Below are 24,969 nucleotides of genomic sequence, written 5' to 3'. Positions count from 1 at the left end.
TAAGCTTTCCGGCGGGAAGCTTACTTTTTTATTCATCATCTTCTGTAACTTTTATGGATGGAGTATTGTTATAAATATATGTTGGCGGAAAATCGTTTTTATCCTCATCGTTTCCATAGAAGGCTTCCTGTAGCCTTTCATTAGCACTCTGCGCTTCTGTAAGCCCCTCTTTTGAAGCTCTTACTTTATTGTCCTCCAACTTGCTATTTATTTCTAAGTTCGCCTGGGTGGCCTCTTCAGAAAATCGTTTGTTCTTGTCCATCACTTTACCCTCTTTTCTAATAAAAAGTCCCGCTAATTTCTTTTGATAGCCGTTTCCCGCCCGCCTACACGCAAGAAGACAAGAATATACGTTATTCTGCAAAATACAAAGCAGAATATGCATGCTTTCGCACATGAATTGTTGTTAATTTTTTATTTTGCTTCATAATAATTGTATTTTTTTGAGAAACTAACAGAAGTCCAATAAAAATGGGATTTTGAAAACATTTCAATAAGATAAGGAGAATATACCATGAAAAAATTGTCGCGATTTATATTAATTTTGTTGATGATGTCAGTAATCTCCGCTTGTGGAAACGGGGACAATAATGCAGGAGAAAATGACAACAATGGAAACGGCGGCGGTGGAGGAGAACAGCTCTCAGGCAATATTAAAGTCGACGGGTCTTCCACCGTTTACCCAATTATGGAAGCGGTCGTTGAGGAATACGGAGCCGAGCAGCCTGATGTCAAGGTTTCAGTAGGGTCTTCAGGAACAGGCGGCGGGTTCGAGTCATTCGCAGCAGGTGAAACCCAATTGACAAATGCCTCCCGTCCTATTAAAGATGAGGAAAAACAAAAGCTTAAAGCAAACGGAATTGATTACACGGAATTCAGGCTGGCTTTCGATGGCCTTTCGGTAGTGGTGAATAAGGAAAATGATTGGGTCGACCACCTGACTGTCGATGAATTAAGGAAAATGTGGCTTGAAACAGGAAGCCCTAAAAAATGGTCAGATATTAGAAAAGGCTGGCCGGATGAAGAAATAAAGTTCTACTCGCCAGGAACTGATTCCGGTACTTTTGATTACTTCAACGAGGTAATTCTCGAAGACAAACCAATGGTTGAAGGTGCGACTCTTTCGGAAGATGACAATATCCTTGTCCAAGGTGTCAGAGGGGACAAAAATGCCATTGGCTATTTCGGTTTTGCGTACTATCTGGAAAATAAAGACGATCTCAAAGTTGTACCGATAGATGGCGGGAAAGGCCCTATAGAACCATCACACGATACCATCCAATCCGGGGAGTATTCTCCGTTATCTCGCCCATTATACACATACGCAAGCAATTCTGCGGTTAAAGATAAAAAAGAGGTGTATGATTTCTTGCAATTCACATTACAGAACGCAGGGGACTTCTCAGAAGATGTCGGATATGTCCGCCTTCCGGACAAAGAATACAAAAAAGACATGGATATACTGAAAGGCCTCAAATAATTCGGAAACAATACGGGATCAGACCCCCATCCCATTAACGCGGTAAAGCATCGGGGGTGAGTCCCCCATCCTATTAACCCGCTAAAGCATCGGGGGTCAGTCCCCCATCCCGTTAACGCGGTAAACCATTGGGGGATCTGGCCCACAAAGAAAGGGGTTTAGGTTTTGGCTAAAGAGCTTGCCGGTAGAAGTGTGCAGGAAATGATTTCGGAGAAGATGCAAAGTAAAAGGCAGGGGACATCGTTAGAAAGGATTGTTCCTATTTTATTGTTTATTACGGCGGCGGTTTCAGTCCTGACTACGATTGGTATAGTCCTGACACTGATTTTTGAAACCATTTTATTCTTTAATGAAGTGTCTTTAAAGGAATTTCTCACAGCGGATAAATGGTACCCTTTTTCAGAGACACAGGCATCGTACGGGATCTTGCCCCTTGTTTCCGGAACATTCAAGGTAACGGGGATTGCGATATTAGTGGCTGTTCCTATCGGGCTTGCTGCCTCCATTTATTTGAGCGAGTATGCTTCGGACCGGGCACGAAGGATCATTAAACCGATCTTTGAAATCCTGGCCGGGATCCCTACGATTGTGTACGGATATTTTGCCTTGACCTTTGTAACGCCTTTGCTCATAAAATTTATCCCGGGGCTGGAAATCTTCAATGCATTAAGCCCAGGTATCGTAATCGGCATTATGATTACACCGATGATTGCGTCGCTTTCTGAAGATGCCATGTCCTCGGTGCCTAATGCAATGCGTGAAGGAGCTCTGGCATTGGGATCCACCAAGTTCGAGGTCGCCATGAAGGTTGTTTTGCCGGCGGCGGCTTCTGGAATAATTGCTTCCATTGTTTTGGCAGTGTCCAGAGCAATTGGGGAAACAATGATTGTTGCCGTGGCCGCCGGTTCTTCACCAAATCTTAATTGGAATGTCACCGGATCCATCCAGACGATGACGGCCTATATCGTACAGGTGAGCCAGGGTGATGTCGGCTATGGGACAACGATTTATTACAGTATCTATGCAGTCGGCATGACACTTTTTTTGTTCACGCTTTTGATGAACTTCATCGCCCAGTTTGTTTCCCGCCGATATAGGGAGGAATATTGATGAAATATATAGACGACCGCAAAGTCATTTCCACTATGAAGCCAAGAATGGCCCGGAATATGATATTTCGTTCTTTGTTTCTGCTTGCCACTTTATTTGGATTATTGGTTTTAGGGATATTGCTTTACCGGATCCTTTCACAGGGACTTGGCTACCTCGATCTGCAATTTCTGCAGAGCCTGCCCTCCAGGAGGCCGGAACAGGCAGGGGTTTATACTGCATTGATCGGATCGGTTTGGTTAATGGCAGTGGTTGCTCCCATATCATTATTTCTAGGTGTAGGTACTGCGATTTATCTTGAAGAATATGCTAGTAAAAATGTAATTACAACCTTTATTCAAATCAATATCTCAAATTTGGCAGGAGTACCTTCGATTGTGTTTGGGCTGTTAGGGCTGACGGTATTCGTACGTGCGCTATTCCTTGGAACCAGCGTCCTGGCTGCCGGATTGACGATGAGCTTGCTAGTTTTGCCGGTCATCATCGTCGCTTCCCGGGAAGCCATCCGTGCAGTGCCGAAAGAATTAAGGGAAGCCTCTTACGGACTTGGGGCAACAAAGTGGCAGACCATTATAAGGATAGTGCTGCCGGCAGCAATTCCAGGCATATTGACGGGGGCTATTCTGGCACTTTCACGGGCAATCGGCGAAACGGCACCGTTGGTCGTTCTCGGCCTCCCATTATTCGTTGCCTTCCTGCCCAAAACGGTGTTTGATATATTCACGGTTCTCCCAATGCAGATCTATAACTGGACCAGCCGGCCCCAGGAAGAGTTTCACGCCCTGGCAGCCGCGGGTATCATAGTATTGCTTTCACTTTTGATTTTATTGAACACGATCGCTGTATTCATCCGCAATAAATATCAAAAGAGATATTGATTGCGGATGGATTCCCTTAAAGAGGAGGTATATAATGGCGAAAACGATGGAGACCAGCCAATCCCAAACTGAAAGGCAAACAAATGGGACAGGCAGCAATGAAAAAAATATCGTATACAAAACCAAGGAACTTAATCTTTGGTACGGAGATAACCAGGCCCTAAAGAATATCAACCTTGAAATAATTGAAAATGAAGTGACAGCGATCATCGGCCCTTCAGGATGCGGAAAATCTACTTATATCAAGACATTGAACAGGATGATAGAACTAATACCGGGTGTAAGGACTGCTGGGGAAATTTCCTATCGTGGGAGAAATATATTAGACAAATCTTACGAGGTGGAGGAACTCAGGACAAAGGTTGGGATGGTGTTTCAAAAGCCTAATCCGTTCCCTAAATCGATTTATGAAAACGTTGTGTACGGCCCAAGAATCCACGGGATACGGGATAAAAAAATCCTGAATGAAATAGCCGAAAAGAGCTTAAGGGGAGCGGCGATTTGGGATGAGGTAAAAGACCGGCTGAACCAAAATGCATACGGCCTTTCAGGCGGGCAGCAGCAGCGGCTTTGTATCGCAAGGTGCCTGGCGATTGAACCGGATGTCATTCTTATGGATGAACCAACTTCCGCTTTGGATCCCATCTCTACATTAAAGGTAGAAGAGCTGATGCAGGAATTGAAAAAAAGCTATAGCATTATCATTGTCACACATAACATGCAGCAGGCCGCCAGGATATCGGATAAGACCGCTTTCTTCCTGAATGGCGAGGTGGTGGAATTTACGAAAACTACAAAGATGTTTTCAAAACCGGATGATCAAAGGACGGAAGATTATATCACCGGCCGGTTTGGGTAAAAATTGGAGTCTATTTGCTAAACTGATTCCACTGATTAACGAAGGGAGTTTGAAACATGCCAATCCGAGAGAAATTTGAGGATGATTTAAATAAGCTCCAAAATCGGTTGCTTGAGTTAGGGGAATTTACGAATCATGCACTTGCAAGAGCAATGGAAGCACTGGAAACGCAAAATGTTGAATTAGCCCTCGAAATCATGGACGATGACACGAAGGCTGACATTTTGGAAGAAGAAATCAATGATATCTCGATATGGCTGATTGCCAAACAGCAGCCTGTTGCCATTGACCTGCGCAGAATCATCGCTGCCATCAAGATTGCAACCGATGTGGAAAGAATTGCGGATTTTGCTGTAAACATTGCGAAATCCACCATTCGGATCGGAACCGATCCTCATGTCCAACCGCTTGATAATATTAAGCAGATGCACAGCATCATGATGGAGATGCTCAGATTGTCTTTAGAAGCCTTTAACGAAGATGATATTGAAAAAGCGAAGCAGGTAGCTGATATGGATGACCAAGTGGATGATTTATATGGACAAACAATTAGAAGCTTCCTTTCAATGAACCAAAGCAATCCCGAACTCCTTCCGCAAGTTACGCAGCTTTCGTTTGTATGCCGGTTCTTAGAAAGGGCGGCGGACCATTGTACAAACATTGCGGAGAGCGTATATTACCTTGTAAAAGGAAGGAGATACGACTTAAACAGTTAATGGAAAAGCATTCACGCGAGTGGCTTTACTTCAATTAGTAAGGCTGCTTTATTTTTTCTGCGGACTAGTGGCCCCCAAAAGATTCGAAGTTTCATTGATATGAAGCAGTACTTCATAGTAGACTTAAATATATTTATAAATTAAGCTTTTTATCATGAAAGGGATTTTCAAAGTGGCCATTATAGGTTTAATCATACTTCTATTTATTTTCTATACAATCATCCCGACAGTGCTTATCCGAAAAAAAAGCATCGGGATCACAAAAAGATTACTAGAACAAAAAACACTTTCGTTAACATTTGACGACGGGCCGGATCCAATATATACCATACAGCTTCTGGACTTGTTGAAAAAATACGGAGTCAAAGCAACGTTTTTTGTCGTGGGCCATAAAGTGGAACGCCATCCGGAAATCATTGAAAGAATGCATAAAGAGGGCCATACCATCGGCATCCATCATTATCAGCATGTATCCAGCTGGTTTTTAACACCTTTTGCTTTGAAAAAACAATTAATAAAGACTGAAAAAGCCATTCGCGAATGTATAAAGGAAGATGTTATATTTTATCGGCCGCCCTGGGGCCATTTTAATGTATTTACACTTCTTTTGAGCAGGAAATATCAGATAATTATGTGGTCTGATATTTTCAGTGACTGGAAAGTCCACAAAGTTAAAGGAAGCCTTCTCGAACGGTTGCGTGCAACAAATGATTCAGGATCCGTCTTGCTGCTTCATGACAGCGGAGACACCTTTGGAGCGGACATAGAAGCGCCACGATATATGTTAGAGAGCCTTGAGGTGTATTTGAAGGAAAGCAAACAACGCGGACTGACCTTCACTTCTTTGCATGAAGCTTATCAAAATCGCCATATAAAGAGGGTTATATGACAATACAAGCGATATCTAACTACATTGAATTATATGGATACCTCATTATATTTGTTTTTTTATTTTTTGGAGTGGTCGGCATACCTGCTCCTGAGGAATCCCTCTTGTTTTTGATCGGCGTTTTGGTTGCACACCACAAGCTTGCTTTCGGGTATTCAGTTTTCTATGCAGTTCTTGGAGTATTTTCCGGAATGTTAACCGCTTATGTATGCGGCAGATTTGTAGGGTATCCATTTATAAATCGATTTGGCAAATATGTTGGGATAACGGTCGATAGATGGGAAAAAGCTAAACATCAGTATACAAAAAACTTCCGGAAAACCCTTGTATTCGGGTTTTACATGCCCGGGTTACGGCAGATAAGCCCGTATTTCGCCGGCATCGCCAATATCAGGTTTCCGAGGTATTTCCTATATTCGTTACTAGGCACTATTTGCTGGGCTGTCCCCTTTATAGTAGCAGGGTTTTATGCTGGAGATGTTTTTGATATTAATCCGATGTATGTGCCCTATTTAGGTATCCTGTTCTTATTTATTTTTATCATGTATGTATCTATAAAGTATGTCAGAAAAAAACGAAGATGAGTTCTGAAGGAGCTTGTTTATGAAGATTCTTGTATTGCCTTTATTCCAGTTTCCGACTGGACATCTAAAAGTCGCAGAAACAATCAAAGAATACATCAGTGCCGAATATCCGGAGTCTGATCTTGAGATTGTCGATTTTTTGAGTTATTGTAATGACAGTTTGGAAAAAATGGTGTCTTCCATTTATTTTAGCTGGATCAACACGAGCCCTTCCATTTACCGGACTTTGTATAACACGATAATGTATTCAGAGAATGATCGAAAGTTTAAAGTGGATTTCCGGCTTTTTTCCCTTTATTTCGAGAGTAAAATGATGCAGCTGATTGAAAAGGTCAATCCTTCCTTGATCATATGCTCCCATTCCTTTCCATCAAGCATCATCGGAAAGTTAAAACAAAAGGGACGGTTAATGAATATCCCTGTTATTAATATATACACTGATTTTTTCATCAATGACGTTTGGGCGAAGAAAGAGATTGAATATCATCTTGTCCCGCATAGTGATGCAAAAAAAACATTGATCAATGAACACAATATCAAAGAGGATTGCATCTTTGCGACCGGCATCCCTATTAAATCATCTTTTACCGATCCTGCCAAAAAAGCAAAAAATAAGCTGAAACATGTACTGGTTGCGGGCGGGAATAATGGTTTATACAATAACGGGCAGTTCATCGAAATGATGAAAGACATTCCATCCGTTGCTTTTACGGTACTTTGCGGGAATAATAAAGACTTGTTTCACCAGTTAAACGCCCTTGAGGTTAGCCATATTCACCCAAAAGGCTATATTGAGAATCCATGGGAATTGAACGATATCTACAATGAGGTGGACGCTATCCTGACAAAGCCTGGTGGTGTAACAATCAGTGAAGCACTTCACAAGCGGCTTCCTATTTTTGTTCATAACTGGCTGCCGGGACAAGAGGAGATCAATTTGAAATTTTTATTGCAGGAAGGTTTGGTTATGTGTGTGTCACCGGACAACTTTTTGGAGGAATTGCAAACTGCCATTTCAAATGAAGAAGAAATCTCAGCTCTAAAGAAACGGATAGAATGTTACCTGGAAAAAGAATCCGATCCCTTTCCCGATGCAATCAGCTACATTATTGAAAAGGAACTCTCCCTTGCATCTGTTGAAACAGAACGTGTCGCTGAGGGAATGTTCTAAATTTGGCAAGAGAACGACATAACAGCCACCTTGAAACCACATACCAGAATGGTTATCATGTAAAGAAAACGAAAGAGGTTGAAAACTTATATGGGAAAAGTGCTGCCGCCTGGCCAATTCGAGACGGAAACCTGGCCGATTTTGCATCAGGGCGACGTCTATCAATTTGATGAAGAATCATGGAATTTCAGGCTGTTTGGGAGGGTGAAAGAAGAAGTCACCTTAACGTATGCGGAAATCATGAGCCTGCCGAAAACCGTTTCAACGGTTGATATGCACTGTGTTACGACATGGTCGAAATTCGACACTACCTTCGAAGGAATCGCCTTGAGAGAACTGGTAAAACTGGTGGATTTACATGAAGACGTGTCACATATCCAAATCTATGGGTACTACGACGGAGACAGGTTCGGCTATAGCGCGAATATGCCTTTGGCGGACTTGCAGGGCAATGATGCACTTTTTGTGTATCGCTGGAAGGATACCAACCATGACTGGCAAGACATATCTCAGAAGCATGGATATCCGCTCCGATTCATCCCACCGGCTTCCTTTTACTTATGGAAAGGCACGAAATGGGTTTCAGGAATCCGTTTCATGAACGTAAACGTAGCCGGATTCTGGGAACAGCTCGGCTACTCCATGTCAGCCAATCCGTTCAAAGAAGAGCGGTACAGCTGAAAATCAATATACATAGAAGATTTGAAAGCGGGCCGTTGGCAAGCCTTTGTGAAGTTGAAGACAATGGCGCAGATAAGCCTGCAGAAGAAGGAAGCCTTCTGCAGCTTTATGAAATGGCCGGATAAAACAAATATTGCCGCACAAGTCCGCATTTAGCCTGTGGTCTTCGATATGAAGATGATAAACTTTTTTTATTTTATTACTTGTAAAGCTATGTATAAAGGGGCAAACTCTGAAACCTGGGGTTGCCCCTTTGACTAATTTACTTGATTCTTAACAGCAAAAAAAAGCGGGGTGACTGGATGGAAATCCAAAATGTAGTAAGTAAATTAAAGGCACACACACCCACCATTCTCGGGAGTGAGAGCTTTTCCAAATATGCCGTCCTTTTGCCGCTTATTCAGAAAGAGGATGGAATTCATATTCTCTTCGAAGTGCGCTCACTTACGTTAAGACGACAGCCAGGGGAGATCTGTTTTCCCGGAGGCAGAATCGATCCACAGGACAAAAACGAAAAAGGAGCAGCCATTCGCGAAACAATCGAAGAGTTAGGTATCGATAAGGGGAACATTTCAGAGGTATATCCGGTTGATTATATGATTTCACCTTTCGGCATGATCATCTACCCATATGTAGGATTCATCCGCTGCCCTGAAAGTATCAAAACAAACCCTGCGGAAGTGGGGGAGGTATTCACAGTCCCACTTTCCTTCTTCCTGAACAATGAGCCCAAAGTGTATCACATAAACTTCAGGGCGGAACCAGAAGAAAATTTCCCTTTCGACCTGGTAGCTGGCGGGGAAAACTATAACTGGCAGACACGGAAAATGGATGAATATTTTTATCTTTACGAGGAGAGGGTCATCTGGGGACTGACAGCGAGGATTCTGGCGCATTTTGTGGAGATTATCAAATGATGTGGTAAGCAGTATAACTTAAAAACTAGTGACAGATCAGCTTGTCAGGCTTTATGAAAGCTGAGGTTATAATTATCAAATACAAATCCCGCGAAATTAAAGGGGCTTTATTTTATGAAAAAATAGTGTCTTAGCCTTTTGCAAAAACGGAGCGATTGTTGCTTGAACAAATTCACATCACCGTTACTGTTTAAGTCAGAAAGGAGCAAACTCAATTATGCTTGCTCCTTTGTAACAAAAATCTTCCATAGAATTGATGAGTGGTTATTCCGGACCTCTGAACCAAATCGACTTTCTCAGCCTTTAGTTCAAAAAATAACTAAATTTGCTACTTTAGTATATTTGCTGTCTTGTAATTGTTGGTCTATCCCCTAATTATTTGAATCTAATCTTCTTAAAATCCTCATAGTTTCCAACCATTTTAAAAACAGGTCCGGTGGGTGTTGTTTAAAAAATCTATTTTCCTGTTTGTTTTTATTTTAATGGACTCTTTACTTAATCAATTCTAACCCTGTTCACATAATATAATAACAATGAAAGGTATATAGTTACATCGAGTGTATTTGCGGCAGTAAATCTTAGTACAGTTATTTTCCTATATGCTGAGTATGGTAACAATATAAGAGAAAAGCTAGCACAGGATAGATGTATTGAGTTCTATCTAAAATGTTCCTTAGAGGACTGTTAAAGACGAGATCCAAAAGGGATAAAAAAGAGAATTGGTGCGGGAGAAAATACTAAATTGACAGGCATTTATGCTGCATTATATCTACCGGCTCCAAGTGCGGCTGTTGGAAGCAGCAAAGTTAGTACAAGCACTGCAGCCAAGAACGCCTTTTTCATCTCCATTCCTCCTCTGGTTTTATATGTAAATCTGCTATGCTAAATAAAATAAAGGAGGTACACGGCTAAATATAGGAATCTATGGAATTGAGGGTGGCAGTGCCCCAGTATTTTTAAAGCATTAAAGAAAAACATGGTTAAAAAAGATTTGAAAAATAGGCTGAAAGGTTTTATCGATTAAGCCTCGTACCACCTTATCAATAGAGTGCCCATAGCTGTCACCCCTAACCAAGTGCAGGCATAATTTATGACAAATGTGTAATATTAGGGAGTTATAACAGTGAAACCACCATGGCTAAATAAATATTTACCAATAAAGTACTGTCCTTCGGATCCATACAAGGAACAAAGCAATACCAATCAAAGGATATACTTGGATAATAAATTAACTCGTTATATTGAACAGCAGGGAAAAATAATTACCGATATTAGAGATCGGATAGAAAAAACAAGTCGGTCAGTTTACGATTTATGGAAAGAAATTCATTCAAGTCGCGATCAGTTAAGAATGTTACAACAGTTTGTTGCAGATCAGCAGAAAATAAATGGAGATACACTTGAACAATTAAGCAAGCTCAAACACAGCACAGATAAACAAGAATCCCAAATATCCAATACCTTTGATCAATTAGTTGTTTTGAAGCATTTTACCACAGAACAGGAATTGGAGAATGCCAAAATAGCGAATCAATTTACGGAATTACAAAAAATTGCTAAACATCAAAGTAAATTCAATGACGATACAACTGATCAATTAGATAAACTGGATGAATTCACTGAAAAGCAGGAAAAAGTCAATAAGAAAACTTCAAGTCAATTATCCCAAGTGAATGAGTTCAACGCCACGCAACTAAGTTTCAACGAAAATACGTCCGATCAATTAGCCATGCTTGGTAAATTTACTGCGAACCAAGGGATGATAAATAAAAATACATCGGATCAGTTAGCTGAATTAGATGATTTCGCTAGTGAGCAACGAATGTTTAATGGCGAAACGGAAGCTCAATTATCCAATTTAGAGCATTTTGCCGCAAAGCAAGAGACGGTCAATGGAAATACATCGAATCAGTTAGCTCAATTGGATTATTTCGCAAATGAGCAACGGATGTTCAATGGCGAAACGGAAGCTCAATTATCCAATTTAGAGCATTTTGCCGCAAAGCAAGAGGCGGTCAATGGAAATACATCGAATCAGTTAGCTCAATTGGATTATTTCGCAATTGAGCAACGAATGTTCAATGGAGAAACGGAAGCTAAAATATCCAATTTAGAGCATTTTGCCGCAAAGCAAGATGCGGTCAATGGAAATACATCGAATCAGTTAGCTCAATTGGATTATTTCGCAATTGAGCAACGAATGTTTAATGGCGAAATGGAAGCTAAAATATCCAGTTTAGAGCATTTCGCTGCCAAACAAGAGACGGTCAATGAAAATTCATCGGATCAGTTAGCTCGATTAGATGACTTCGCTAGTGAGCAGCGAATATTCAGTGGAGAAATATCAGATCATTTATCAAGTATAGACAAATTTACTGACCAACAAGGAAGCTTTAATGTCAATACATCCGAACATTTAGCCAACTTAAACAAAATCGCTGCCAAGCAAGGAATATTCATGGACGATATATTAAAGAATTTCGATCGATTAGACGAATACACCGCTAAGCAGGGGATATTCAATGAAGAAACGGTAAAGGAACTTGGCAGATTAAATGAATTCGCTGCCAAGCAAGGGACGCTCAACGAAGCTACAGTAAATCAATTAGCCAGCATTAAGGAATATGGAACTAAGCAAAGTACGTTTAATGACGATGTGCTAGACCAGATAGCCAATTTGGCGCAATTTGCCTATGAGCAAGGAATATTTAACATTGATGCGATAAATAAATTAACTGATTGGCAAAAATTCTTAGATGATCCCAGTACGGTAAGTGATAATTCTATAAACGATTTGATAAAGAAATTAAAATTTTTAGAACTTGATCCATCTTCCTTTTTGCTGAACAAGGAGATTGAAAAATAGATTAGATCTTGAAGGAAAAATCCTTGAAAATATAACAGGCTACAATATGTCCAAGAAAAAGTATAAGGGTGGAGCCGATCGCATGAACTGCACCTCAAATTTTAGACACAGTCTACAATTTGCAGGTGTTTTTGTTTTGGCTAAATTTACGATTGAAGAAAAAGTTAAAGCTGTGAAACGATATTCGGAAGGAAATGAGGGGTCTACAACAATCGCAAAAGAGATAGGTTTGCATAGAAGCAAAGTTCAATTTTAGGTAAGGATATATAAATATCATGGTGAACATGCTTTTTTCAAAAGCTCTACAATTTATTCATTAAAATATAAACTTATGGAAAATTTCTTTGGAATCCTGAAATCTGAACTTCTTAATTTAAAGGAATTTGAAAATGTAGAACACTTTAAGCCAGACCTAGCTAAACATATAGTCTACCATAATCAGAATCGAATTAGGGCAAAATTAAAAGCCAAGAGGCCGGTACAATACCGAGCTCATGCCCTGCAGGCTGCCTAGCGAAATGACCGTTTCTAATTTTAAGGGTCACTTTAGCACAACGGCTCGTTTATTTTCTTGTTCATTTCCTTGGAAAAGAGAACAGATCAAAAGGCTGTACATAATATTAAAACAGGACGTTGAAGTTTAGATAAGTAGATTGAGCAACCGCAATTCAACAACAAAATCCCTTTGCGGCTATTAGAAGAATGGAAAAGCGAACCTAACGAAGCCATCACGTTTTCCAATCATTTTTATTGCCTTTATTGATAGGATTTCACAATTTCTCATCAGGCACCATTTTTTAAAAATTTGCTCTCATTAAAGAGCCTTTTATAGCTGTATTGTCTGGCATGGGTCTTAAGTTTATCATAAGTTGCATGACATTCAGCCTGTACCCTTAAAATTAAAAGAATATTCGAAATAGTGAACAAATACAATATACAGACACAGCTTCAGTTGGGGAAATTTACAAAAAATCGATTATAGGTGAATTCTAACGAAAAATAATGTGAGTAAATGATTTTAAGACAAAGGTTTCATCTTTCAGTGAAAGGAGGCGGATGGTTGATTTGTTAGTGGATATACATAACCACATTTTATTTGGTCTTGATGACGGAGCACAAAATATTGATGAAACAGCCAGAATGGCAAGACAGGCAGTTAAAAATGGCATTACTCATATCATAGCTACACCTCATCATAAGAACGGTAAATATGATAATCCGGCAACGGTAATTCTATCCCGTGTTAATGAAGTCAATAACCTTCTTCAAACACTGGAAATCCCGCTAACGGTACTTCCGGGGATGGAAATTCACCTGCATGGCGATATAGTAAAAGGATTAAAGCAATCACCTACTGATCTATTAACGTTAAATCAAACCAATAAATATATCCTGATCGAGCTGCCTTACTCTCATATCCCACATTTTACGGAAGAAATCTTCTATGAACTCCAACTATTAGGCTACGTACCTGTAATTGCACACGCTGAAAGAAACCGTGAATTCCAAAAGCACCCTAATCAGCTATATAATCTGATCCAGAAAGGAGCTTTAGCTCAAATAACCGCCGCTAGTGTCACAGGTGTATTCGGGAGAGAATTGCAAAAATTCTCGAGAAGGCTTTTTAAGCATAGCCTGGTTCATTTTATTGCAACTGATGCCCATAATACAGATCGAAGGGGATTTGAATTAAAATCAGCCTATGAATATATTAATCTTCACTTTTCTGAAAAACATGTCCGATACCTTCAAGAAAATGCCATTAAACTAGTAAATGATTTGGATTTTAGTGTATGGCAGCCTTCAAAATTTGAAAAAAGAACCAAGTTTAAAGACTTACCGAAACCAGGGAATTTGGTTGCCTTTTTCTCCAATAAGAGAAAAGAAGAGTAAGACATTAACACCCAGGTCTGGCTTTTCCCTATCCATCCAAGGGAAGGTTGCAAGGAAGGTGTAGAGAAAAATGCCATTTCGCAAATTTTACAGATATTCTACAATGATACTGGAGTGAAGGTGAAAACATCATGGAAAAAGTACTGGTGACAGGTGGAGCAGGCTTCATCGGGTCTCATATTGTCGAAAAACTTCTGGAAGAAAAATATGAAGTAATCGTGGTAGACGATCTTAGCAGCGGCAACAAACATAATTTGCCGGAGGGAACGAATTTTTACAATATAAATATTAATGATGCCGACCTCGAAAGCATCTTTATTAATGAAAAACCTGTCTATGTCTTACATCAGGCCGCTCAGGTATCCGTTCAAGAGTCGGTTGAGAATCCTTTATATGATGGATCAGTAAATATTTTGGGTACGATCCATCTATTGCAACTAAGCGTTAAATATAGCGTCAAAAAATTCGTGTTTGCTTCAAGCGCGGCGATATACGGGCAACCTGGTTATTTGCCTGTTGATGAACAACACGACCCAAAACCTGTTTCTTTCTACGGTTTATCTAAATTGACCGCCGAAACTTATATAGAACTATTTTCGCAATTTTTTGGTTTGAGTTATTGCATTTTACGATATTCCAATGTTTATGGAACAAGACAAAATGTACAAGGTGAGGCAGGGGTCGTCTCCATTTTTATAGACCAGCTGCTAAAAAACCAACAACCGAAAATATATGGCGACGGAAATCAGACGAGGGATTTCATTTATGTTGAAGATATTGCCTCTGGCTGTGTTCAAGCGCTGTCATTTGGCAATAATATTGTTTTAAATCTCAGTACAAATACACAAACATCGATAAACCAATTACTCGAGATGTTATTGAACTTTAGCTTAAAGGATACAGAACCAGTTTACCTGCCTGCCAAAACAGGGGACATACCGCATAGCTGTCTAGCGAACCATGAAGCGAAAAACAAGCTGAATTGGGCACCTGCATATAGCTTACAGAAAGGGATCCTCAAAACACTCGATTATTTTAGAAAATGAAATTCCGCATCTTTATGAGGTAGGGAGGAGAAGATGGAGCTTGATGTAATCACGACTATTGAGGAATTGGAAAGGGAAAGGCCGGCTTGGGACAATTTGCTGGAAAAAAATCAAAATAACAATCCTTTTATTGAGTTCGACTGGATTTATTCCTGGTGGAAGATATTCGGAGAAGATTATGAGTTATTTGTAATCATAGCGAAAATAGAAGGCGAGACGAAAGCCTACTTCCCCTTTATGAAAAAAAAGGGCTTATTTGTAGAACGAATCCATTTTATTGGTTATGGCCAAGCAAATTATATGGACATTATATCAGGCACATGGAACAAGGGACAAGTGATAGAGTACGTCATCCAAAAGCTATTGGATTCAAAGAAAAGCCGGATTTTCCATCTTCATGGAATGCTGCAAAGTGAAGAAACATATGCTTGTTTTATTAAATCAATCGAAGCCAGTACAGACATATTTTATCAATCAAGCGTTGTAGCACCGTTTGTGAATATTACCGAAATTGATATTGAACAATATTGCCATTCTAGACAAAAGAAGCATGGGGTAGACCGAAAAGAGAAACGTTTAAAAGAATTAGGGACGGTATCAATCCAACCATTGCAAAGTAAATTTTATGAGCAAATGTTCGCCTTGCACGCAAAAAGATGGAGAGAGAAAAATGATACAAGCGGATTTTCGAAAGGAAAAACGAAAGAATTCTTTAATCAATTAGCCCAAAACGATTCAAAGACATTTCAAACAAAAATCGACGCACTCTTTCTTGACGGTCAATTGATCGCTTTATTATACGGATTCCAATGCCGAAATCGTTACCTCTTCTATCTTCCTGCTCATGATGATGATTTTGGGATGTATAGCCCTGGAAGAATTTTGTTTAAAGAAAAGATAAAGGAATGTGCATCGTCAGAGATATCCATTTTTGATATGAGCATTGGCTATGAACCGTATAAAATGGATTGGAACAATGGGATGGATTATGTATCAACAGTGATTTTTCCCACAAATAACATGACTGCACGGATCTTCTTTCTGTTCCTTACTTCAAAAGACAGACTGATTGCCTTCTTGAAAAAGAACCGGAGCCTTGTCCATTTCAAACGAAATACTTTAGGAAAACTAAAGGCATTCATGTTAAACAACAAGGTGAAAGGACTTATTATGGGGGCTGTTCATACCATGCAGGCCAAAATCAGTGACTTATTTTTTAACGACGAATACATTCTTTACCGCTACGATTTTCCAACAGATTCAGGATATATAGATCTCAAATGGCGTAAAGCAACCGTTCATGATGTGGAGAAATTGGCCATTATGCAAAAAAAAAATAAAAAAGATTTAATTCATAGACTATTTAGAAAACAAAGATGTTATGTGGTGGTAATAGATAACAAAATTATACATAGTTTTTGGCTAAGTGCAGCAGAAATTACAATTGGTGACTTAGGCTACCGTGAAACACTTAATAAATATGAAGCATTTATTTATGATCTGTCATGGACAGAGGAGCAGTTAATAAATGTTAGTTTTCTTGTAAAGGACTTTAAGACCATTTATTTGACAGTAAATAAAAAAAATACCAAATGTATAGATTTATGTAAGAAGCAAGGTCTGTTTGTTGAGAAAAGAATCAAGAAGAGGACATTCTTCTCGGTTCGAAAATTAAAGGCGTGAATGGATCTACAGAACAGGAAATCATTCGGAATTAAGAGAGAACTTTTGCATTAAAGGGGGAACCGAATCTTTTAAGATGCAGCGGAAAAGGGGGGATTCAGTTTGAGGAAAGGCGGGAGCCTGGTTATCTCACTAGATTGTGAACTTTATTGGGGCATGAGGGATATCATGACCATTCATGAATATATAGAAAATCTGCTTGGCGTACGGCAGGTAGTTCCAAAATTGTTGGAGCTTTTTAGAGAATTTGGTATTCATGCAACGTGGGCGACAGTAGGCTTCTTATTCTTTGAATCCAGGGAACAATTATTAAAAAATCTCCCTGTTACGAAGCCTGAGTATCTTGACAGACCGTTAAACCCATATTTATCTATCAAAAATATCGGATTAAACGAAGAAGAGGACCCTTTCCACTTTGGGCTGTCATTGATTCAAAAGGTCATGTCTTTCCCGAATCAGGAAATAGGTACTCACACTTTCTCTCATTATTATTGTTTAGAAAGAGGACAAAATATTTCTTCTTTTAAAGCAGACTTAGAAGCAGCAATTAATACTGGGAAGATGTACGATATAAAAATTAAAAGCCTGATATTTCCAAGAAATCAATTCAACCCTGATTATTTGGCGGTTTGTAAAGAAATGGGCATAACATCTTTTCGGGGCAACGAAACTGCTTGGATGTACCGGCCCAGCAGCAGGAAAGATGAATCGTTATGGAAACGGGCATTTCGGCTAATTGATGCTTATATTAACCTTTCGGGGCACCACACCTATCCGATTGACTACTTTGAAAAACAAAGCATTCCTCTAAATATTCGTTCTAGCAGGTATCTTCGGCCATTTAAGCCAAAACTAAAAACTTTAGAAAGGATCCGTTTAAACCGAATTTTAAAAAGCATGACTTTTGCAGCAAAAAACAACCATGTTTACCATTTGTGGTGGCACCCTCATGATTTTGGGTCTCATGTAGATATAAACCTGAAATTTCTAAGGAATATTTTAGAGCATTATCAAATGTTACAGCATAAATATGGTATGACAAGCATTAATATGGAGGAACTGACAAGCAGCATTTGCCCGAGTTTTCCGACAAACATCTCGGACAGCTAAAAGCTTAAGACGTAAAACATCTCGGACAGCTAAAAGCTCAAGACGTAAAACATGAGGAAAACAACTACCTATTCATTCAAAAGATTTGCTATCTAATAAATTTTATTCATACCTCCCGGTAGAGCATTTGTTTACTCAACCAGAAAATCACAAAGGGAGATGAAAATCTGAAATATGGGGAATCTGCTGCCTATTTTTCATGGAAAAGGAAAACAAGTAAGAAAATCCACTAGCAGTCTAAGACAAAAGATTTTCAATATAACGAAAAGAATAACCGATATAATTGCTTCTACTCTATTCCTCATTCTACTTATTCCTCTTATTGTATTACTATTCTTTTTTTATACATTTGGCCAATCCAAGGGTCCTTTGTTTTTTAAACAAGAACGAATCGGAAAAGACAGGAAAAAATTTGTAATTTATAAATTTAGGACAATGGAGGTTAACGCAGAAGAAAGTTTGAAAGCGAATGAGGCACTTTATCTTAAATATATAGAAAATGATTATAAATTAAATCCTTCAGAAGATCCCAGAGTAACCAGCATCGGCAAATTTCTGAGAAAGACCAGCATTGATGAAATTCCTCAATTTTATAACGTATTAAAAGGGGATATGAGTTTAGTAGGACCACGGCCTGTCATTGAGCTGGAATTAACGGAATATGGCGACAGGGTCAATGAGCTGCTTTCAGTAAAACCAGGGATAACAGGGTACTGGGCTATGTGTGGAAGAAGTGACATTAAATATCCTGAGAGAATTGATTTGGAGCTATTTTATATATATAACCAGGGTCTTTCATTAGATGTGAAGATCATTATAAAAACAATATGGCTAGTATTTACAAAGAAGGGGGCTTATTAAATATTGAATGTCGTCGCATCAACATGGGTGAGTTCGCAAATAGCATATTTTTAGTTCTATATGTAAAATCATTTGAATATGTTCAAGAGTGCAGGACATTACGTCAATTGGCGTGTACAAAAGTTCACACTTTTTATCAGAAGGGTGCTTATTACCAGCATGAACGGATTCTTCCTTAAGGAAGTGATGAGATGAAACAAGCATTCGAAGTGAAAGCCATCTTTAGTATATTCATGAATAAGTGGAAGCTGATACTATTGGTTGTTTTGGTGTTCACACTTGCTGGAGGGATGGTAAGCTTTGCAGTTCCTCCTATATATCAAGCCAAAACGGATATTCTTATCAATCAAACAATGAAAAACAAGGACAGTACTGTACTAACATCTGGAGAAATCGAGTCAAATTTACAGTTAATTGAAACGTATAAATATATTTTAAAAAGCGACCGGATTGTAAATAAAGTGAATGCAGTTTTAAAAGAATCGTATAAAAAATCAGATTTGTTGAAAAAGGTAAAGATTGAATCCAATAATAATACACAAATATTAACCGTTGTTGCAGAAGAAAAGTCACCAAAAAAAGCCGCACTACTTGCCAATACATTTGCCTCCACATTTCAAAAAGAAATTCAAACCCTTATGAATTTTGATAATGTACACCTATTAAATGATGCCACGGTTGAATTAGATACAAAATTAGTTAAACCAATTCCTGTCATTTATTTTACTGTTAGCTTTTTAATCGGGCTTTGTATAAGTACAATGATTGTCATCATTAAGGAAGTGTATTTTACTGTTCTTGATACTCCGCAGAAAATGGAAAAAGCACTAGGTATCCCGACTCTGGGAACAACTCCTTTCATCGAAGGGAAAACGAAGAACCATACATTCCTTACAGATGAACGTTATTTAAAGATGATTCCCCAGCTAGAGTTTTCGCCCCAGATTATTGAAGCATTCAGGACATTGCGGGCTAACCTTCAATTTATAATGACACAGCAGGAAGTAAAAACGATTTTGCTTACAAGTTCAGTACCGGGAGAGGGCAAATCTATTACAAGTGGAAATTTGGCGGTCATAATGGCTATGGATAATAAAAAAACGATTTATGTTGATGCAGATTTACGAAAAGCAACCGGCAGAATGCTTTTTAATACCTCTAATAGGAAAGGGATCACTTCATTTATATCTGGAAACTCCTCTATAGAAGAGATCGTGCAAGAAACAGAAATTAAAAATCTTTCATTCATAGCAGCTGGTCCTATTCCTCCCAATCCATCAGAGCTGCTTTCGACAAATATGCTAAAAAAATTGCTGGATGATTTAAAGAAGAGATTTGATGTAATTATCGTCGATAGTCCCCCATTGATTCTGGCCGATGCAGTCATTCTATCTACGAAAGTAGACGGCTGTATTTTTGTCGCAGATGCCTTTAGCACAAAGCAGGATCTAGCAGTCAAGAGTATAGAACAGCTGCAAAAGGTAAAAGCACCCCTTCTAGGTTCAATCCTAAATAAGAGCAGGCTAGAAGGCGCAGCTAGCTATTATTATTAGGGAGGTGGCTTATTGTTAGTTGATATGCAAATTCCCTATCCTTCTGGGACTTTATATTGGCACCCAAACTGAGGGGGATTCTTTTACATGTTTTTATTCAAAAACTGGAAGCGGAAACTGACAACCAATCATTTTATCAAAAGTCTATCCGTTCTAATGGCCGGAACAGCTTTATCCAATGTTATTCTCGCAGTAACAACTCCTCTTATGACCAGGTTATATACTCCAGAGGAATTTGGCAACCTTTCAGTATTTTTATCAATTTTATTCAGCGTATCTGTAATCGCATCCTTGTTGTATGACTCAGCCATTCCTCTTCCTGAAAAAGATATAGATGCTTTTCATTTATTTATTCTTTCGTCACTAATTGTTATTGGTATGAGTATTGTCATTTTAATTGTAGTTGTTTTTTTACCAGTGACTGCTTTCTTCGATGTACCTGTGCTCGGAAAACATATTTGGCTGCTATCGTTGAGTTTATTGGGAATAGGACTGTTTCATATCCTTAATGCCTGGGCTTTGCGAAAAGAAGACTATCAATCCATTTCTAAAGCGAAACTGATCATGAACGGAAGCCAAATTTCTGCTCAAATTATGTTAGGATTCTCTCAACTCGGCCTCATTGGGTTGCTAATCGGGGAAGTAATGGGGAGGATAGCTGGCACTTTGGGCTATTTGAAATTATTGAAAAAAGACGAGGTGCCTCTAAAACAATTAAATATGAAGGAATTAAAAAAAGTTACCAAACGCTATAAATCTTTTCCGTTAATATCTAGTTGGTCAGCATTGCTAAACAGCCTGGGAAACCAGTTGCCAACTTTTTTTCTAGCTGCTCATTTTGATCCGAAAACGGCAGGCTGGTTTTTTTTGGCCCAAAAAATTTTAACAGTTCCTGAAGGCTTGCTTGGTTTTTCTGCACAGCAGGTGTATTTATCCCAATCAGCCCAACAAGCACGTGCCTCTCCAGAAAGATTCATGTCATTTTTTTGGGATACCATCAAAAAAATGTTTGTAATGGGGATCATCGTTATTGGAATGATTGCGTTCATTGCTCCATATGCAGTCAAGATTGTTTTTGGACAGCAGTGGAGTGAGGCAGGGGATTTCCTGCAAATACTTTCCATTTTATATTTGATGAAAATCATCGTTAATCCTTTATCGGCGAACTTTTATGTGACAGAGGCCCTAAAATATCAAGTAATAAGTGAAATCATAAGGTTTTTACTAATTTGTCTGTCTATTTTTCTGTCAGCCTATTATTTTGAAAGCCCTGAGGCGTCCCTGACCTGTATAAGCCTTATGAGTTCCCTGGGGTACTTGGTAAATGGATTATTCTCCTGGTATGTGATCAAGAAGTGCTTTGTAAAGACTCAGATAGGATTTAAATCTAACTAAAGTGAGAAACAGGAGGGGAAGAGATGGCCGAAAGCACTGGTAAATGGCTTCTCATTTATTTGTTCTTCACAATGGCTGTCAGCTCTTTTGTCATCATTGAACCTGCACCATATGATATATTGATGATTCTTTTTGTTGCCGCCGGTTGTTTGATTTCCTGCCACCTATTTCCCGCTGAAACCACTCTTCCTATTTTGATTCTATTATCTTTTCTGTTAAGCAATTTACTTTCGTTGTTTTTTGCCACAGATATCAGTATTTCTTTACGTTTTATCGGTATTACGTTTTATCTGGCAGCGACTTGGATTTCCTTAGTAGGGATTGGCTATCGGCTACAGCTTCCTTTACTTGAAATCATATTTAAAGGCTATCTCCTTGCAGCGTTCCTTGCAGCCGGAACAGGAGTACTTGCATATTTTCAGCTCCTTCCGAACAATGATTATTTTTTATTGAACGACAGGGCAAAATCATTTTTTAAAGATCCCAATGTATATGGTCCCTTTCTCATAATACCTGCCCTTTTTTCAATTAGCATGGTAGAGAATCTGCAGATAAAAAGCGGTATTAAAAAAAGCATGTTTTTTTTATGCTTCCTTCTGATGGTTGCTGGAGTAATTGTAAGTTTCTCGCGTGCGGCTTGGGGCAACCTAGCCATTTCTCTTGTAATTTATATGCTGGTGATGAAGAGGGACATGGTAAAAAAAAGACTGAAGACAATTTTGCTTTTAATTCTTTTAGGCGTCCCTGCGTTTGTTTATTTCATAAATACACCCTTGGTCGAAGAATTACTGACTACACGATTAAGTCTTCAGGACTATGATAATGAACGGTTTAACGCACAAGAGGAAGCTTTCAAAGCGGGGCTAACAAATCCTTTCGGCATAGGACCAGGCCAATCAGAAAATGTGTTTCCAATTTCAACGCACAGCATTTATGCGAGGCTTTTTGCGGAAAATGGCTTTTTAGGATTGATTTCCTTCGTCATTCTTATGATTCTGAGCTTGAGACAATCATATAAATGTTATTGGAAAGCACAGAATGCATATGGCGTTTATTACTTGGTCATATTTGCTTCCCTTGTTGGATTAGTGTTTAACAGTTTTTTTGTCGATACCCTGCATTGGCGTCATTTCTGGGTGATTTTGGCCCTTGCATGGTGTCCGCTAGGAGAAAAAAATGCATGATTTCACAAAATCACATCAGAAGGAGAGCAAATTTTGAGGATTGTTCAGCTAATAACCCGCATGGATACCATAGGCGGAGCGCAAATCCATGTTAGTGATCTTGCGGTTAGCCTTAAAAAATCTGGTCATGAAGTTTACGTGATGACAGGAGGAAGTATATGTGTAATCGATTTTTTAAAGGTGGAAGAAATACCTGTTATTTATAATAAAAACATTATTCGGGAAATAAACTTAATCAAAGACGTAAAAGCACTTAAAGAGACAATAAGGATATTAAAGGAAATTAGTCCCGATTTGGTGGCAGCTCATACTTCAAAGGCAGGTATAATAGGCAGGATTGCTAGTTGGTCTCTTGGTATTCCCTGCATCTATACTCCACATGGATGGTCATTCACCGAAGGAGTGTCAAAAAAGAAGAGGAGTTTATATATCTTATTTGAAAAACTTATTGGAATCATCTCTAAAGGGGTAATAAACGTATCAAAATATGATGAAGAATTGGCCCTAAAGCATAAAGTACTTCCCAAAGGAAAGATGATAACAATCCATAATGGTGTACATGATATACTTCCCTCTCAAATGGCTGCACTAAAAGATGAACCGCCAGTTTTGATCATGGTTGCGAGATTTGATCCTCCAAAAACACAACTTGCATTGTTAAAAATATTGGCTAAACTGCAGGATATTGACTGGAAACTGAATTTAGTAGGCGATGGAAAGCAACTTGAAGAAGCAATGGAATATTCGGAAGAGCGCGGTTTAAGTGACAGGGTGTGCTTTCTTGGAGCTAGGACAGAAATTCCTGATTTACTGGCCCAGGCGCAGGTTTTTGTTCTGATTTCCAACTGGGAAGGTCTGCCGTTGAGCATACTTGAAGCAATGCGGTGCGGATTGCCGATAATCGCATCAGATGTAGGCGGGGTGAAGGAAGCAGTCGAGGATTCAGTGAATGGTTTTCTAATACCAAAGGATAATGAAATGGAATTGGCCGATAAACTTTCGCTTTTGCTGACACAACCTGAAATGAGGGTACAGATGGGAAAGAAAAGCAGGGAAGTTTATGAAAATAACTTTACGTTTGATCAAATGAAACAAAAGACGGTTACCTATTATAAAAAAATTGTTAATCAAACAGGTAGATGAAAAATGTTACTGGATTTTTCACTGTTTTTTTGTTTTATAATTTTTATGGCCCTGCACCATATGCATATGGGGAAAAACAATTGTGATCTTTATGTTTATCTTTTTCAAAATTTTATATAAACAGTGAAAAACAGAGGTGTCCTATTTGATTACTCTTACCAGAAAAATATTGAATGTTAAAATAAACACCTATTATTTTGCCGATCAGGAAGTAACCTTGGACCCTTCAGCACAAATTCATGGATTTTTGCATTCAGTTACTCCCAGGGAATCTACAGACGGGCTTGAAACATTACAAATCCACTTGATTAAAGACAAGGAAAATATTATTCAAGGTATGAACAACTTAACCAAAAGACAGATAAAGCAAGCCGAAAAGAAAAATTTTACTTATACAGTTATCGAAAGGCCCACTGAAAGAGACCTGGCTAAATTCAGGATCTTTTATAACGAATTTGCGAACACTAAAGGTACCCACGAATGCAATTCATATCATATGTCCACTATGAAATTACTTAGCAATAGAAACGCGTTGGTGCTTACGACTATACAAGAAGTACAAAAAGAGCCACTTTGTTATCGTGTTTATGTAACGGATGGGAGTACCGTGATGAATTTATACACTGCGTCCCACTATCGCATGGCGGACAATTCTGAAATGAAGAAGTTGATAAGTCAGGCAAACCGTTATCTTGTTTGGAAAAATATTTGCTGGTTTAAGGGTAGGGAACACAAGATATATGATTTTGGCTGGTTAACGGAGGATGAAAATATCAGAAAATATAAACTTGGTTTTGGAGGGGAAGTTGTTACAGTATATTCTGGATATGAAGCATTATCCATCATTGGAAGATTTATACTTTTTTTACGCAGATTATCACTCAAATTATGAGGGAAGGAAAACTAATTATGCATAAATAACCTATCAGGTCACCACAATTCCAATTGAG

At 38.8% G+C, this 24,969-nt stretch carries 23 protein-coding genes and 1 pseudogene; 23 read left to right on the top strand and 1 reads right to left on the bottom strand.

Going from position 1 to position 24,969, the window contains the following annotated elements:
- Positions 1-28 precede the first annotated feature (28 nt).
- Positions 29-262 carry a hypothetical protein gene (locus tag D0466_RS02980; protein ID WP_117321075.1) on the bottom strand — a complete coding sequence of 78 codons (234 nt, stop codon included), beginning with the start codon at positions 260-262 and terminating at the stop codon, positions 29-31.
- 252 nt (positions 263-514) lie between these two features.
- On the opposite strand from D0466_RS02980, the gene D0466_RS02975 reads away from it, so the two are divergent.
- The 23 genes and pseudogenes from D0466_RS02975 (at position 515) to D0466_RS02865 (ending at position 24,911) form a co-directional block, all read left to right on the top strand.
- Complete coding sequence (locus tag D0466_RS02975; RefSeq protein WP_117321074.1) at positions 515-1,480, top strand: PstS family phosphate ABC transporter substrate-binding protein; 966 nt, start codon at positions 515-517, stop codon at positions 1,478-1,480.
- Positions 1,481-1,681: 201 nt separating this feature from the next.
- Complete coding sequence (gene pstC, locus D0466_RS02970; protein WP_117322189.1) at positions 1,682-2,590, top strand: phosphate ABC transporter permease subunit PstC; 909 nt, start codon at positions 1,682-1,684, stop codon at positions 2,588-2,590.
- A complete protein-coding gene (gene pstA, locus D0466_RS02965) occupies positions 2,590-3,468 on the top strand; it encodes a phosphate ABC transporter permease PstA (RefSeq protein ID WP_117321073.1) in 879 nt (292 codons plus the stop codon). The genes pstC and pstA overlap by 1 nt, the downstream gene beginning before the upstream one ends.
- Before the next feature lie 46 nt (positions 3,469-3,514).
- Positions 3,515-4,327 carry a phosphate ABC transporter ATP-binding protein PstB gene (pstB, locus tag D0466_RS02960; RefSeq protein WP_117322188.1) on the top strand — a complete coding sequence of 271 codons (813 nt, stop codon included), beginning with the start codon at positions 3,515-3,517 and terminating at the stop codon, positions 4,325-4,327.
- A gap of 56 nt (positions 4,328-4,383) precedes the next feature.
- Positions 4,384-5,043 (top strand): phosphate signaling complex protein PhoU, encoded by a 660-nt coding sequence (gene phoU, locus D0466_RS02955; protein WP_117321072.1) that lies wholly within the window; start codon positions 4,384-4,386, stop codon positions 5,041-5,043.
- A gap of 154 nt (positions 5,044-5,197) precedes the next feature.
- Positions 5,198-5,932: a polysaccharide deacetylase family protein gene (locus D0466_RS02950; RefSeq protein ID WP_117321071.1), complete on the top strand. Its 735-nt coding sequence runs from the start codon at positions 5,198-5,200 to the stop codon at positions 5,930-5,932.
- The gene (locus tag D0466_RS02945; protein WP_117321070.1) at positions 5,929-6,516 is read left to right on the top strand and encodes a DedA family protein; all 588 of its coding nucleotides are present in this window, start codon (positions 5,929-5,931) and stop codon (positions 6,514-6,516) included. Before D0466_RS02950 ends, D0466_RS02945 begins: the two co-directional genes overlap by 4 nt.
- Before the next feature lie 19 nt (positions 6,517-6,535).
- The gene (locus D0466_RS02940) at positions 6,536-7,687 is read left to right on the top strand and encodes an MGDG synthase family glycosyltransferase (RefSeq protein ID WP_117321069.1); all 1,152 of its coding nucleotides are present in this window, start codon (positions 6,536-6,538) and stop codon (positions 7,685-7,687) included.
- A gap of 90 nt (positions 7,688-7,777) precedes the next feature.
- A complete protein-coding gene (locus D0466_RS02935; protein ID WP_117321068.1) occupies positions 7,778-8,368 on the top strand; it encodes a molybdopterin-dependent oxidoreductase in 591 nt (196 codons plus the stop codon).
- Between the two features lie 302 nt (positions 8,369-8,670).
- Positions 8,671-9,285 carry an NUDIX hydrolase gene (locus D0466_RS02930; protein ID WP_117321067.1) on the top strand — a complete coding sequence of 205 codons (615 nt, stop codon included), beginning with the start codon at positions 8,671-8,673 and terminating at the stop codon, positions 9,283-9,285.
- A 1,123-nt stretch (positions 9,286-10,408) separates the two neighbouring features.
- A complete protein-coding gene (locus D0466_RS02925; RefSeq protein ID WP_117321066.1) occupies positions 10,409-12,151 on the top strand; it encodes a hypothetical protein in 1,743 nt (580 codons plus the stop codon).
- A complete protein-coding gene (locus D0466_RS02920) occupies positions 12,141-12,407 on the top strand; it encodes a hypothetical protein (protein WP_117321065.1) in 267 nt (88 codons plus the stop codon). Before D0466_RS02925 ends, D0466_RS02920 begins: the two co-directional genes overlap by 11 nt.
- 72 nt (positions 12,408-12,479) lie before the next feature.
- A pseudogene (locus tag D0466_RS02915) lies at positions 12,480-12,665 on the top strand (IS3 family transposase); the annotation flags it as partial.
- Positions 12,666-13,207: 542 nt separating this feature from the next.
- Positions 13,208-14,044, top strand: a complete 837-nt coding sequence (locus tag D0466_RS02910) for a tyrosine-protein phosphatase (protein WP_199484492.1) — start codon at positions 13,208-13,210, stop codon at positions 14,042-14,044.
- A 131-nt stretch (positions 14,045-14,175) separates the two neighbouring features.
- Positions 14,176-15,090 carry an NAD-dependent epimerase/dehydratase family protein gene (locus D0466_RS02905; RefSeq protein ID WP_117321063.1) on the top strand — a complete coding sequence of 305 codons (915 nt, stop codon included), beginning with the start codon at positions 14,176-14,178 and terminating at the stop codon, positions 15,088-15,090.
- A gap of 33 nt (positions 15,091-15,123) precedes the next feature.
- Complete coding sequence (locus D0466_RS02900) at positions 15,124-16,773, top strand: GNAT family N-acetyltransferase (protein WP_117321062.1); 1,650 nt, start codon at positions 15,124-15,126, stop codon at positions 16,771-16,773.
- 102 nt (positions 16,774-16,875) lie between these two features.
- Positions 16,876-17,883, top strand: a complete 1,008-nt coding sequence (locus tag D0466_RS02895) for a polysaccharide deacetylase family protein (RefSeq protein WP_117321061.1) — start codon at positions 16,876-16,878, stop codon at positions 17,881-17,883.
- Between the two features lie 174 nt (positions 17,884-18,057).
- Positions 18,058-18,744, top strand: coding sequence for a sugar transferase (locus tag D0466_RS02890; RefSeq protein ID WP_117321060.1), 687 nt, complete (start codon positions 18,058-18,060; stop codon positions 18,742-18,744).
- Positions 18,745-18,935: 191 nt separating this feature from the next.
- A complete protein-coding gene (locus D0466_RS02885) occupies positions 18,936-20,297 on the top strand; it encodes a polysaccharide biosynthesis tyrosine autokinase (RefSeq protein WP_117321059.1) in 1,362 nt (453 codons plus the stop codon).
- A gap of 87 nt (positions 20,298-20,384) precedes the next feature.
- The gene (locus D0466_RS02880) at positions 20,385-21,692 is read left to right on the top strand and encodes a lipopolysaccharide biosynthesis protein (RefSeq protein ID WP_117321058.1); all 1,308 of its coding nucleotides are present in this window, start codon (positions 20,385-20,387) and stop codon (positions 21,690-21,692) included.
- A 23-nt stretch (positions 21,693-21,715) separates the two neighbouring features.
- Positions 21,716-22,876, top strand: coding sequence for an O-antigen ligase family protein (locus D0466_RS02875; protein WP_117321057.1), 1,161 nt, complete (start codon positions 21,716-21,718; stop codon positions 22,874-22,876).
- Between the two features lie 33 nt (positions 22,877-22,909).
- Positions 22,910-24,019, top strand: coding sequence for a glycosyltransferase family 4 protein (locus tag D0466_RS02870; protein ID WP_117321056.1), 1,110 nt, complete (start codon positions 22,910-22,912; stop codon positions 24,017-24,019).
- Between the two features lie 145 nt (positions 24,020-24,164).
- Positions 24,165-24,911 (top strand): GNAT family protein, encoded by a 747-nt coding sequence (locus D0466_RS02865; RefSeq protein WP_117321055.1) that lies wholly within the window; start codon positions 24,165-24,167, stop codon positions 24,909-24,911.
- Positions 24,912-24,969: the final 58 nt, after the last annotated feature.

The organism is Peribacillus glennii (assembly GCF_003429105.1).
Classification (GTDB): domain Bacteria; phylum Bacillota; class Bacilli; order Bacillales; family DSM-1321; genus Peribacillus; species Peribacillus glennii.
Note: the sequence above shows the minus strand (reverse complement) of the source record. Positions and strands in the feature narration are given on the sequence as shown.